10 protein-coding genes are annotated in these 12,246 nt (G+C 62.4%); 3 read left to right on the top strand and 7 right to left on the bottom strand.

Annotated elements, in window-relative coordinates:
- Positions 1 to 401 precede the first annotated feature (401 nt).
- From ARC39_RS04820 to ARC39_RS04790, 7 genes are all read right to left on the bottom strand, one after another.
- Positions 402 to 1,220, bottom strand: coding sequence for a PaaX family transcriptional regulator C-terminal domain-containing protein (locus ARC39_RS04820; RefSeq protein ID WP_068110850.1), 819 nt, complete (start codon positions 1,218 to 1,220; stop codon positions 402 to 404).
- A gap of 50 nt (positions 1,221 to 1,270) precedes the next feature.
- Positions 1,271 to 3,301, bottom strand: coding sequence for a phenylacetic acid degradation bifunctional protein PaaZ (paaZ, locus tag ARC39_RS04815; RefSeq protein WP_068110848.1), 2,031 nt, complete (start codon positions 3,299 to 3,301; stop codon positions 1,271 to 1,273).
- Positions 3,302 to 3,323: 22 nt separating this feature from the next.
- Positions 3,324 to 4,514 carry a cytochrome P450 gene (locus tag ARC39_RS04810; RefSeq protein ID WP_068110847.1) on the bottom strand — a complete coding sequence of 397 codons (1,191 nt, stop codon included), beginning with the start codon at positions 4,512 to 4,514 and terminating at the stop codon, positions 3,324 to 3,326.
- Entirely contained in the window at positions 4,514 to 5,866 is a 1,353-nt protein-coding gene (locus ARC39_RS04805; RefSeq protein ID WP_068110845.1) for a TRAP transporter large permease, read from the bottom strand. Before ARC39_RS04805 ends, ARC39_RS04810 begins: the two co-directional genes overlap by 1 nt.
- Complete coding sequence (locus tag ARC39_RS04800; protein WP_068110843.1) at positions 5,863 to 6,366, bottom strand: TRAP transporter small permease; 504 nt, start codon at positions 6,364 to 6,366, stop codon at positions 5,863 to 5,865. The genes ARC39_RS04805 and ARC39_RS04800 overlap by 4 nt, the downstream gene beginning before the upstream one ends.
- A gap of 66 nt (positions 6,367 to 6,432) precedes the next feature.
- A complete protein-coding gene (locus ARC39_RS04795) occupies positions 6,433 to 7,455 on the bottom strand; it encodes a TRAP transporter substrate-binding protein (protein WP_068110841.1) in 1,023 nt (340 codons plus the stop codon).
- Positions 7,456 to 7,502: 47 nt separating this feature from the next.
- The gene (locus ARC39_RS04790; protein ID WP_068110838.1) at positions 7,503 to 9,578 is read right to left on the bottom strand and encodes an FAD-dependent oxidoreductase; all 2,076 of its coding nucleotides are present in this window, start codon (positions 9,576 to 9,578) and stop codon (positions 7,503 to 7,505) included.
- Positions 9,579 to 9,682: 104 nt separating this feature from the next.
- Here ARC39_RS04790 and paaG point away from each other — a divergent pair, with 104 nt between their 5' ends.
- Genes paaG through paaK form a run of 3 tightly spaced genes read left to right on the top strand, consistent with a single transcriptional unit; the run spans position 9,683 to position 12,245 of the window.
- Positions 9,683 to 10,468 (top strand): 2-(1,2-epoxy-1,2-dihydrophenyl)acetyl-CoA isomerase PaaG, encoded by a 786-nt coding sequence (gene paaG, locus ARC39_RS04785; protein WP_068110835.1) that lies wholly within the window; start codon positions 9,683 to 9,685, stop codon positions 10,466 to 10,468.
- 2 nt (positions 10,469 to 10,470) lie between these two features.
- Positions 10,471 to 10,896, top strand: a complete 426-nt coding sequence (gene paaI, locus ARC39_RS04780; protein ID WP_068110834.1) for a hydroxyphenylacetyl-CoA thioesterase PaaI — start codon at positions 10,471 to 10,473, stop codon at positions 10,894 to 10,896.
- Between the two features lie 38 nt (positions 10,897 to 10,934).
- Positions 10,935 to 12,245: a phenylacetate--CoA ligase PaaK gene (gene paaK, locus ARC39_RS04775; protein ID WP_068110830.1), complete on the top strand. Its 1,311-nt coding sequence runs from the start codon at positions 10,935 to 10,937 to the stop codon at positions 12,243 to 12,245.
- The last annotated feature ends 1 nt before the right edge of the window (position 12,246 follow it).

The following is a 12,246-nucleotide window of genomic DNA, read 5'->3' as shown; positions in this document are numbered from 1 at the left end:
GCCCATTTCGTCATTGGGGGACGCTGGCCAGCCCCCTGCCTCGTTGCATGCCGAGTTGCTCAGACGTAACCCCGGTAATGATTGCGGGTGGACCCGATCAGACGAATGTGTTCCGTTTCGATGATGCAAAGGGTCTCAAGTGCCGGGTCGCATTGTTCGACACCGGGTCGTTTTAGGAGACTGGCGGCCACTATCGTAGGTTTGGTTCGGCGCCTAATCCGTTAAGAAAGTTCACTTTTACCTGTAAGCGCACTCTTGTTTCCGACAAGATCAGTAGAGCCGTCAACGCTCTAAAGGGCGACGGCATCATCGGGGGTCCTGAGTGCTCGTAGGACCGCCTTGAGTTCGAAGACTTCGACTTTCGCCAGTGATGTTTCCCTATGCTTTCCAGCGATCCTGGCTCAGGAGGCGATGACCACGCCGTCCGGGCCGGCTTCGGGCCGGGGCAGTCGACCGAGAATATCAGTGACCAGAGTGCGACAATCACGACCGCACCAATCCTTTGGGAAAAGATAGGCCGGCAGGTCCGGGTGGCGGAGCAAGATTCTCCGCCAGTTGTGAACGACCAGTGCCCTGAGGGCGACGATTTCGGTTGTCGTCAGTTTCGGCGCATCATCGAGCTCTGCCGATACCGTTTCCAGGCCGAGTTTCAGATCAACGTAAGCCTGCACGAGTTCGGGCGGGCAGATACGGTGCTGCAACCAGTCCGGCACGTAACTCTCTGTAATGCGAAATATGCCGATTCCGGCGGAATCCGCCGGTGGTTCCCCGACACCGAGCGCCGCCTGCGCTCCCACAGGCACATGTGTCCCCAACCCGACAAGTGAGTCGATCAGCAGCCGCCCACTCGCGTCATCTTCGTCAACGATCAGGATGTGTAGCGGGGCGTCCTGTGGTGCTCCGGGTCCGTAGATCCGCGGCGTGGCCGCGACGCTGCGGCTGCGCCCCATTTCAGTCAGGTGGTGGAAACTCTCCCGGCCGCGCCGGTGGCTTTCGATCCAGCCGTCCCTGCGCAACCGATGCAGGGCAACGCGCATCGCTTCCGGCCTCACCCCGATCGGTTCCGTGATCCGGGTCAGGGTGCCACTGCTGATCCGAGCGTCAGGCGCTTGCGCCAGATCGCCGAGGATCGTCACGATCAGCGACCAGACGCGGTATTCCGAAAGCGAAAGCAGCCGGTCACGGCAGGCGGTAAAGGTTTGCGAAACGGCGGTTTCCATGCGAGCGACCCTAGGGCGCACCCGCGTGGAGCACAATCAATCCGGGTGGCTCAATAGGCGTTCATGGTCAGCAGTTCGTATTCCGCGACCAACTCGTCGTCCTGGTTGGTCAGGGTGACGTGCCAGCGGACCTCACCGTATTCCTCATTGCGGCCGGTCTTCTTCTTGACCGTCAGACGCACCTTGATGCTGTCACCCGCCGAAACCGGCTTCATGAAGCGCAACCCGTCGAGGCCCGTATTGGCCAGCACGGGCCCCGGGTTCGGTTCGACGAAGAGGCCGGCAGCGAAGCTGAGCAGCAGGTAGCCATGCGCCACCCGTCCGGGGAAGAACGGGTTGGCGGCTGCCGCGTCCTCGTCCATGTGGGCGTAGAAGGTATCGCCGGTGAACTCCGCGAAATGCTCGATATCCTCCATCGATATCTTTCGCGGGGCGGTGTGGATTGTTTCCCCAATCTGCAGTTCGCCGAACTTGCGGGTGAAGGGGTGCGCGAGACCCTCGATTTCCTTGGCACCCGGCACCCATTTCTTGCCGATGGCGGTCAGGATGTCAGGCGAGCCCTGGATGGCAGTTCGCTGCATGTAATGCATCACCCCGCGAACACCGCCCATCTCCTCGCCGCCGCCGGCACGACCAGGACCGCCGTGGACCATGTGTGGCAGCGGCGATCCGTGGCCGGTGCTCTCCTTCATCGAGTCGCGGTTGTTGAAGTAGAGCCGGCCATGGAAAGCGGCGGACCCAAGCGCGATCTCCCGCGCGATTGCTGGATCGCGGGTAACGACGGACGCCACCAGCGACCCCATGCCCCGGTTGGCCAGTTCTACCGCGTGGCCGGTGTCGCGATACCCCATGATGGTGCTGACGGGGCCGAAGGCCTCGGTGTCGTGCACCCGCTCGGCTGCGTCAGGGTTGGCGCAGTGGAAGAGCATCGGCGGCACAAAGGCGCCAGCCTCGGCATCCGCGCCCTCGACGTCGAAGTCGTCAGGGTTCCCGTAAACACGCTCGGCTTCGGAGCCGATAATGGCAGATTGGGACAGCACATCGTGCTTCTGGCTATTGGAAACCAGCGCCCCCATGCCCGTTGTCTCCAGCCTAGGATCGCCGATGGTCGTCCTGGACAACCGCTCTGAAATCGCCTCGATCAACGCCGGAACCCGTGTTTCGGGCGCGATGATACGGCGGATGGCGGTGCACTTCTGGCCGGCCTTGGTGGTCATCTCCCGGTGCACCTCTTTCACGAAGAGGTCGAATTCGGGTGTGCCCGGTTCGGCATCCATACCAAGGATCGAGGCGTTGAGGCTGTCCTGCTCCGACACGAAATGGATCGAGTTCTCGATAATATGCGGCGCGGAACGGAGCTTGTTCGCTGTCCAGGCAGAGCCCGTGAAGCTCACTACGTCCTGGCACGTCAACCGGTCCAGCATGTCGCCCAGGCCGCCCGACACAAGTTGCAGGGCCCCAGTGGGCAGGATGCCACTGTCGATCATAAGCCGCACGCAGAGCTCGGTCACATAGCAAGACGCGGTGGCAGGCTTCACGATCGCCGGGACACCAGCCAGCAGGGTGGGCGCCAGCTTCTCCAGCATGCCCCAGACCGGGAAGTTGAAGGCATTGATATGGACGGCGACCCCGGGCATCGGCGTACAGATGTGCTGGCCCAGGAAGGTGCCGTTGCGCGATAGTTGCTCGACGTCTCCGTCGAGATAGACATGGGCATCGGGCAGTTCGCGCCGCCCCTTGGAGGCAAAGACGAACATCGTGCCAATGCCGCCATCGATGTCGATCAGGTGGTCCTTCTGGGTGGCCCCGGTGGCAAAAGAGATGTCGTACATCGCCTGCTTGTGCTGGCTGAGATGCATCGCGAGTGCCTTCAACATGCGGGCACGATCATGGAAAGTCATGGCGCGGAGGGCCGGTCCACCTGTGTTGCGGGCGAAATCCAGCATCGCCTGCACGTCGAGCGCGTCGTTACCAGCCTCGGCCATCGCCTCGCCGGTCACCGCCGAGTGGATAAGCCTGGCTCCCTCGCCGGGCGCGATCCATTCTCCGGCGGCAAAACTGTCGATCTGTTGAAGGGTCATGTCTGGTCCTCTGTTCGGGGCCTCAGGAGAGATATGCGGGCAATCGCGCGTAGCCGCGAAAGCGGACGCGCCCACCCAGTTTGGCGCCGTGCGCCAGGGCATAGTCGGGATAGCGTTCAAGGAAACGGCCAACGGCAATGCGCCCTTCCATGCGCGCCAGTGTGAGCCCCACGCAGGTGTGGGCGCCGCCGGCGAAGGCGAGGTGCTTGTTCGGGCGGCGATCTAGCCGAAGCTCGTCAGGCGCCTCGAATTGCTCGGGATCGCGGTTGGCGGCGCCGATGCACAGGTGCAGGTCCGTGCCGGCGGGGATCGTTTCCCCGTGCAGCTCCACGTCCTGCGTCGTCAACCGGTTGCCGAACTGGTTGGGGCTTTCCAGACGAAGGCACTCGTCCACCGCGGTGACGATCAGCCTTGGGGTCTCGAGCAAGCTGGCACGGGCCATGCGGTTGGCATCCAGAAGTGCCAGGGCATTGCCGATCAGGTTGGTCGTGGTCTCATGTCCGGCGTTCAGGATGAAGATACAGTTCTGATAGAGTTCCGCCTCGCTCAAACCGCCTTCCACGTCCGATTGGATCAGGCGGGTCAGGACGTCGGTCTCCGGATCGCCGGGGTTCAGACGACGATCCTCGATGATGTCCCTCAGGAAGGACTTGAACTCGGTCACCGACTGGTTGCCGCGCGCTTCCTGTTGGGGAGTCAGTTGCGGTTCCAGCGCACCGAGGATCGCCAGCGACCAATCGCGAAGGGGTTCGCGGAGGTCGCGCGGGATTCCCAACAAGTTGCCAATAACTTCGATGGGGATCGCGCCGGCATAGGCCTCGATTAGGTCGACTTCGAGCTCGCCCGCCATGTCGTCCAGAAGTCGATCCACCAACGCCACGAGCCCCGGTTCCATCTGTGCCAGCGCCCGGGGGTTCAATGCCCCCACCATCACCTTGCGCACCCGACCATGCAGCGGGTTGTCATTGAAAACGAGGCTGGTGGTGTGATGTTCGTAGAGCGGTGTGCCTTGCCCGTATTTCGGGCCGAAGACGGCTTTCTTGTCGGAAATGAATGTCTCGGTGTCTCGGTAGACCCGATCCAGATCCGCATAGCGCGACAGCACCGCCGACCCGTCCGCCTGCCAACACACAGGGGCGTCTTCGCGCAACGCGCGGTAGGTCGGCCAGGGGTTTTGGTGGAAACCCTCGGGGAGGTCGGTCAAGCTGAACATCAGTGCCCCATCGCGCCCATCTGGTTGGGAAGGAACAGCACCACGATCGGCACGAGCACGATCAGCGCCAGGCGGAATATGTCGGCGATCCAGAAAGGCGTCACACCACGGAAGATCGTGCCGGTGGAAACATTGCCGACCACGCCGCGTAGGATGAAGACATTCAGGCCGACCGGCGGGGTGATGAGCGAGATCTCAGTGACCACCACGACGACGATGCCGAACCAGATCGGGTCATAGCCGAGCGAGGTCACCAGCGGGAAGAAGATCGGCACGGTAAGCAGCAGCATCGAGAGGCTTTCGAAAACGCAGCCGAGGATGATGTAGATGCCGAGGATCATCAGGATGACCACGAAGGGTTGCACCTCATAGGCAGTGACCATGGCGATCAGCGCTTCCGGCAGGCCTGCGAGGTTGACGAAATTCGAGAAGATCTGCGCCCCGATCAACACCGCGAAGAGCGCGGCGGCCGTGAGGGCGGTTTCCTTCAGCACCTCGAAGGTGGAGGCAAGGGTCAGCCCACCGCGGGAGAGCGCGATCAGGAAGGCACCCATTGCCCCCATGCCTGCGGCTTCGGTGGGTGAGAAGGTGAGGTTAAGCGGCGCGAAGTCGAAGGCGCCGTAGAGCCCACCGATCACCAAGAAGAAAAGCAGCAGTACCGCCCAGACCGAGCGCAGCGCGGAGAGCCGCTCGCCCCAGCCGTGCTTTTCTCCTGCAGGACCGCTTTCCGGTTTGCGCCAGACGGTCCATCGCACGGCCAGCAGGTAGAATAGGATGCCGAGGATGCCTGGAATGATCCCGGCCATGAAGAGCTTGCCGATGGAGGTTTCGGTCAGCAAACCGTAGATCACCAGGATCACCGAGGGTGGTATCAGAATGCCAAGCGTGCCTCCGGCGGCGATTGAGGCGGTGGAAAGCGAATCCGCGTAGCCGTAGCGGCGCATCTCGGGCATCGCGACCTTGGACATGGTCGCCGCGGTGGCGAGCGAGGAGCCGCAGATAGCACTGAAGCCGCCACAGGCCGCAACTGTCGCCATGGCTATGCCACCGCGCATGTGGCCGAGAAAGGCATTGGAAACGGCGTATAGCTCCTTTGCGAGGCCACCCTTGTTCACGAATAGCCCCATGAGGATGAACAGCGGCACGACCGACAGGCCATAGTCCTGCGCCGTATCCATGATCTGGCGACCGACCATCGACATGGCGGCCTTCATACCGCGTTCGTCGAACATCGAACCGCCACGTTCGTAAGCAAAGCCCAGCGTGCCGACCAACCCCATCGCAAAGACGATTGGCATGCGGACAAGAACCAGAACGAGAACGATGGCGAAACCGATCAGAGCCGCAGTCATGTGCGGTTCTCCAGAAGCTTGGGGGAAACAAAATAGATCACGCCGGTCAGGATCAGGATGACGGCAGTGACAGCGGTCGATCCGGCGATGAACCAGCCTACATAGAACTGCGGGATCGACAGGTATTCGGTGACGTCGCCATAGTCGCGTGCGCGTTCGGCCAGCACCCAGACGCGCTGCACCGGCCACCACAGCATGACGCCCGACACGACACACACCAGCCCATCGCGGATGTTGTGCAGGCGCATGTAGTCGAACCAGGGGTCTGTCAGGTCGACGGAGATGTGGCTGCCATGGCCGGAAACGACCGGCAGGACGGAGAATACCATGATCGCCATAAGAATGCGCGTCAGCTCCGTCGCGGCCTCGATTGGCGCGTTGAACGTCGACCGCAAAATGACATCGCAAAATGTCATAACCATCAGAATGAACAGCGCGACGCAAGCAAGGTAGACCGGCGCCTTGCTGGCAATCCGCCCGACATCGATGAGTGCTTTCATGGGACTGGCTCCTCCCCTACCCCCGGATGGTCGGACCGGCGCACGGGGCGCCGGTCCGCGTCAGCATCACATCCCGGACATTTCTGACTTGATCATGTCGTAGGCGGCCTGCGCATCGACACCGGTCGCGGCCACTTCTTCCAGCACGGCGGAAACGACACTGCCGGCGACCTCGGCAAACGCAGCCTGGTCGGCATCGGAGGCGACGGTGATGGAATTCCCCTCGGTCCCCTCGGTGACCCCGATGCTCTCAACGTCACCGGCGTCCCAGATCTTGCCAAGCTCGCGCGAGAACGGCTCGCCGAAGACTTTTTCTTCGAGCACCTGCTGAAGGTCCTCTGGCAAGTCGGCCAGGATGTCCTCGTTCATGATCATGGCGAAGGAACCGCGGTAGAATCCGCCCGGCATTTCGTACATGTGCGGCGCGACCTCGGTTAGCTTGAAACCCTTGCGCGAGTCGATCGGCATCACGACTCCGTCGGCGGCCTTGGAGGCAAGCGTTTCGTAGACCTTGGTCGCCGGCACCTGGATACCGGTCGCGCCGAGCGCGCCCCCCACGTCGCCGCCAACCCCTCCGGGGATACGCAGCTTCAGGCCGGAGATCTGGTCGAGGTTTTCAATCGGATCGGCTGTATGCAGTTGTGCGGGTCCATGCGTGTGCAGCGCGATCACCTTCACGCCGCGGTGCTCATCGGCGTTCTTCAGGAACTCGTCATAGGCGCGCCAATAAGCGACCGAGGCGTCCTCCGCCGAGCCTTCGAAGCCAGGCAACTCGATCAGTTTGGTCGTGACGAAACGCCCGGCCTGGTAGCCGTGGAAGATGATGGACGCGTCGGCCGCGCCATCCATCACCAGGTCCATCTGTGCCGGCGGCGGGGCCAGGCCCAGCTTGAGTTCAGCGGTGACTTTGCCGTCGGTTGCCTCTTCGACCATCTCGATGAACTTGGGCCACATCTTGGCGTTGATGTTGTGTGTCGGCGGCGCCCAACTGGAAATCGTCAGCGTGTAGTCGGCGGCAAGGGCGGCGCTCCCAGAAAGAGCAAGAGCGGCGCTGGCCAGCAGCGCGCCGAGTTTGGTGAACTTAGCCATGTGTTCCTCCCTGGTATGGCAATCATTTCGCACGAAGCGAGCTCGTGTTAGTCGGAGTTCGAGACGCGATTGTTGGAGTCGTGCTGATCCCGGTCTTCCAACCGTTCCGCCAGCGTCCAGGAGCCCGGGCTTTCTGCCGCGACCTCCCGCATGACCCGGGCTGTCTCGTCCCAGCCCATCTCGTTGGCATGGTGCATCGGCCCGCCCCGCCAGCGCGGGAAGCCGTAGCCATGCAGCTTGACCACGTCGACGGCGGCGTCGCTCTCGGCGATACCTTCCTCGACGATCCGCGCACCTTCGTTGGCCAGAACAGCCGTTAGGCGCGAGGAGATTTCGTCCGCGGTGAAACGCCGCCGAGTGATGCCGACCTCGGCCGAATAGGCTTCGATCAAGGCCTCGATCGCGGTGTCCCGTTGCGGCTTGCGACTCCCATCCTCGTAAAGGTACCAACCCTTCCCAACGCGCTGCCCAAACCGTTCCATCGCGCACAACCGGTCGGCTATCTCGACGTACCGTTCGTGAGGGCTTCGCGTCGCGGCCTGGCGTTTGCGATTGGCCCAGGCGATCTGCAGCCCGGTTAGGTCTCCCAATTCATAGGGTCCCATGGGCATACCGAAGGCGCGCATTGCGGCGTCGACCTGGTAGGGAAGCGCACCGTCGGCCAGCAGGTAGTCTGCTTCGCGCCGGTAAGCGGCAAGCATCCGGTTACCGATAAACCCGTCACAGATACCGGAAAGGACCGAGACCTTCCGAAGCCGTTTGCCGAGCGCGAACCCGGTGGCGACCACCTCCGGCGCGGTGTCGGGGCAACGGACGATTTCCAGCAGTTTCATCACGTGTGCGGGACTGAAGAAATGCAGTCCGAGGCAGCGCTCCGGTCTGGACACCCCTTCAAAGATCTGCCGAGGGTCAAGGTAGGACGTATTGGTGGCGAGCAGGCATTCGCGTCCCGCCACCGCGTCTAGTCTCGCAAAGACATCCCGCTTGACGTCGAGGTCCTCGAACACCGCTTCAATGGCAACGTCGGCATTTTCCGCACGGCCGAAATCGTCACTGGCCCGGAAGCGAGAGAGCCGCTCCGCAACTTGTTCCTTGGTTGCCTTGCCTCGGGCAAGCGCCCCTTTGACCAGGCCGTCGACGCGCCCCTGCGCCGCTGCAGCCTCTTCGACGCTACGTTCCAGAATTGTCACCCGCATTCCCGCATTCAGCATCGCCGTTGCGATGCCGGCACCCATCAATCCGCCACCGACAACCACCACATTTTCGATGGCGCGCGCGTCTGCACCTTCGATGGCCTTTGGACGGGCGACGTCGCGTTCCGCAAAGAAGGCGTGGCGGAGCGCTCTGGATTGCGGAGATTGGCGCAGTTCCAGGTGCTTGGCACGTTCAATTGGTTGCGCCTCGGAAAACGGTCGGATCGCCATCTGAAGGGCGTCCAGGTTATCCAACGGAGCGGTCTGGCCGCGGGCACGCTTGGCCAACTCCCCCCGTTTCTCTGCTATCATCTCCGCCGAGTACGCCATCAGCGGGCGCTGACTGACCGCCAGTGGACGGTCGGGCAGGTTGGCAACGAAGTCCCGCGCAGCCGCCGCCAACTCCTCTCCGGTGACGAGGTCGACACCGCCAAGCGCCAACATCTCCTCCGCCTTCACGATCTTGCCCGAGCAGGCAATGTCGATGGAAGGCTCCATTCCGATCAGTCGCGGCAGGCGTTGCGAGCCACCTGCACCGGGGATCAAGCCAACATTGACTTCCGGCAGGCCGAAACCGGTGCGCGGCGCCGCGATCCGCCAGGCGCACGCCATGGCGATCTCAAGCCCGCCTCCCAGCACATTGCCGTGCAGAAGCGCCAGGAACGGCCCCTCGGAATCCTCGATCGCCTGAACCACATCCGGCAGATGCGGTTCCACTGGCGCAGCGTCGAACTCCGACATATCACCGCCCGCCACGAAGGTCCGGCCTGCGCAAGCCAAAATCGCCACGCGAGCGCCCCGGACCTCTTCCACGGCACGCGCCAGCCCCGCCCGGACGGGGGTGGAGGTGGCGTTGACGGGCGGGTTGTCGATGGTCACCCAGGCGATATCGCCGTCGTGGCCCACCCTAACCGGAGCATTCTGGGTCATGCCGAGGGATTTTCCTTGCGAGAATCAAATTCGTCACGCATTTATTGACCAACCGTTCGGTTTATGCAAGATACTTCTCGCAACCTTTGGAAAGCGATTGGGACATGAGCGATACAATTATTACGGAAAACTACGGAAATTGGGTTGAGATCACCCTGAACCGTCCCGATCGCCTGAACAGCTTCAACGACGAGATGCACGCTGCCCTACGCGCTGCACTGGAATCCGCCCGGGACGAAGGCGCGCGTTGTGTCCTGCTGACGGGTGCTGGGCGCGGTTTCTGTGCCGGGCAGGATCTGAGCGACCGGGACCCGTCGAGGATGGATGGCCCGCCTGACTTGGGCCGAACTGTGCGCACCCTTTATGCGCCGCTCGTGCGCCTGATCCGGTCGCTGGAGTTCCCTGTGATTTGCGCCGTAAACGGTGTTGCGGCCGGCGCGGGTGCGAACCTCTCCCTAGCCTGCGATATCGTCCTGGCCGCGGAAAGCGCCAAGTTCATCCAGTCCTTCGCCAAGGTCGGGCTTATCCCCGACACCGGTGGCAGCTGGCACCTGCCCAGTCTGCTTGGCGAGGCTCGCGCCAAGGGGCTTGCCTTCACCGCAAAACCGCTCTCCGCGAAGCAGGCCGAGGACTGGGGATTGATCTGGCGTTGCCTTCCTGACGATGCCCTCATGACCGAGGCGCGCGCCATGGCCAAAACCTTCGCCAATGGCCCGACCTTCGGTTACGCGCAAACCAAAGCCTGCATCCAGGCTTCTGCTGCCAACACGCTCGACGAGCATCTGGAGATGGAAGCTGACGCGATGAAGCTCTGTGGCGAAAGTGCCGACTACGCCGAAGGCGTTGGCGCCTTCCTGAACAAGCGCCCCGCAGAGTTCAAAGGCCGATGAGCATGACACCGAAACAACGGGCTGAACGGTCGGCCGAGGCGATGTGGTCCAGCGACATGGCTTCCGCTTGGTTCGGGATGACGATCGACGAGGTGGACGAAGGGCGCGCAACCCTGTCGCTCACCATCGAACCGCATCACGCCAATGGCCACGGCATCTGCCACGGCGGTGTCACCTTCGCCTTGGCGGACAGCGCCTTTGCCTTTGCCTGCAACAGCCGCAATCAATCCACTGTCGCTCAGCACAACATGATCTCCTACATCGCGCCGGGTCGTGTCGGCGATTGCCTGACCGCCCGGGCCGAGGAAGTCACGCTGAATGGGCGCAGCGGCATTTACGACGTCCGGATTACCAATCAGGACGACAAGTTGATCGCCGAGATGCGCGGGTTTTCCCGAGCAGTTCACGGCACCCTATTCGACGAATAGGCCCCGACGGGCCCACAAGACACGGTGAGGAGGACACCATGAAGGATCTGACCCCGAGGCGCGAAGACCTGGACCCGGTTGAGATCGCCTCGATCGACGAAATCCAGTCGCTGCAACTCGAACGGCTGAAATGGACGCTGCGCCATGCCTATGAAAACGTACCGATGTACAGGCATCGCTTCGACGAAAAAGGCGTGCACCCGGACGACTTGAAGTCGCTCAAGGACCTGTCGAAGTTTCCCTTCACGGTGAAGACGGACTTGCGCGACAACTACCCCTTCGGTCTGTTTGCAGTGCCGCGTGAGCAGATCGTCCGCGTGCATGCGTCCTCGGGGACCACCGGCAAGCCAACGGTGGTCGGGTACACGGCTGGCGACATCTCGAACTGGGCCGATCTCATCGCCCGGAGCCTGCGCGCCTCGGGCGTACGCCCGGGCGATATCGTACACAATGCCTATGGCTACGGCCTCTTCACCGGAGGTCTCGGAGCGCACTACGGCATCGAACGACTAGGCGCAACGGCGGTGCCGGTTTCGGGTGGGCAGACGCCGCGCCAGGTAACGCTGATCGACGATTTCAAGCCGAACGCGATCATGGTGACACCCTCCTACATGCTCAACATCTTGGAGGAGTTTCATCATCAAGGTCTTGATCCGCACGCCTGTTCCCTGGATGTCGGAATTTTCGGCGCCGAACCCTGGACGGATGCGCTGCGCCACTCGGTCGAGTCCGCATTCGACATGCATGCTGTCGACATATACGGCCTATCGGAGATCATGGGACCGGGCGTTGCCAACGAGTGCGTGGAGACCAAGGATGGGCTGCATATCTGGGAAGATCACTTCTTTCCCGAGATCATCAACCCCGCCACCGGTGGGCCGGTCGAAGACGGCGAGATGGGCGAGCTTGTCTTCACCACGCTTACCAAGGAGGGCCTGCCCATGGTCCGCTATCGTACGCGGGATCTGACGCGACTGCTTCCTGGCACCGCGCGGTCGATGCGGCGCATGGCGAAGATCACCGGTCGAAGCGACGACATGATGATCCTGCGCGGTGTGAACGTCTTCCCCAGCCAGATCGAGGAGCAGGTGGTGGCCACGGGCGGCCTGACCAATCACTACCAGATCGAACTGTTTCGCGCAGGCCACATGGACGCAATGCGAATCCACGTGGAATGCGCGGCCGACTCCACGGACGAGGCGTCAAAAACCGCCGCGGCCCGAATGCTCTACAAGCGCATCAAGGATGTGGTAGGTGTTTCAACCGAAATAGACATCCGCAACCCGGGCGAGGTGGACCGTTCCACCGGCAAGGCCGTGCGCGTTGTCGACAACCGTCCAAAGGAGTGAG

Source organism: Tropicimonas marinistellae (assembly GCF_001509585.1).
In the GTDB taxonomy this organism is placed as follows: domain Bacteria; phylum Pseudomonadota; class Alphaproteobacteria; order Rhodobacterales; family Rhodobacteraceae; genus Tropicimonas; species Tropicimonas marinistellae.
The sequence above is the reverse complement of the archived record's forward strand: the minus strand, read 5'-3'. Positions and strand labels throughout refer to the sequence as shown.

Bases quoted from the DNA above. Each gene is read 5' to 3' on its own strand.
- ARC39_RS04820 (WP_068110850.1), bottom strand. From the start codon at position 1,220: ATGGAAACCGCCGTTTCGCAAACCTTTACCGCCTGCCGTGACCGGCTG.
- paaZ (WP_068110848.1), bottom strand. From the start codon at position 3,301: ATGACCCTTCAACAGATCGACAGTTTTGCCGCCGGAGAATGGATCGCG.
- ARC39_RS04810 (WP_068110847.1), bottom strand. From the start codon at position 4,514: ATGTTCAGCTTGACCGACCTCCCCGAGGGTTTCCACCAAAACCCCTGG.
- ARC39_RS04805 (WP_068110845.1), bottom strand. From the start codon at position 5,866: ATGACTGCGGCTCTGATCGGTTTCGCCATCGTTCTCGTTCTGGTTCTT.
- ARC39_RS04800 (WP_068110843.1), bottom strand. From the start codon at position 6,366: ATGAAAGCACTCATCGATGTCGGGCGGATTGCCAGCAAGGCGCCGGTC.
- ARC39_RS04795 (WP_068110841.1), bottom strand. From the start codon at position 7,455: ATGGCTAAGTTCACCAAACTCGGCGCGCTGCTGGCCAGCGCCGCTCTT.
- ARC39_RS04790 (WP_068110838.1), bottom strand. From the start codon at position 9,578: ATGACCCAGAATGCTCCGGTTAGGGTGGGCCACGACGGCGATATCGCC.
- paaG (WP_068110835.1), top strand. From the start codon at position 9,683: ATGAGCGATACAATTATTACGGAAAACTACGGAAATTGGGTTGAGATC.
- paaI (WP_068110834.1), top strand. From the start codon at position 10,471: ATGACACCGAAACAACGGGCTGAACGGTCGGCCGAGGCGATGTGGTCC.
- paaK (WP_068110830.1), top strand. From the start codon at position 10,935: ATGAAGGATCTGACCCCGAGGCGCGAAGACCTGGACCCGGTTGAGATC.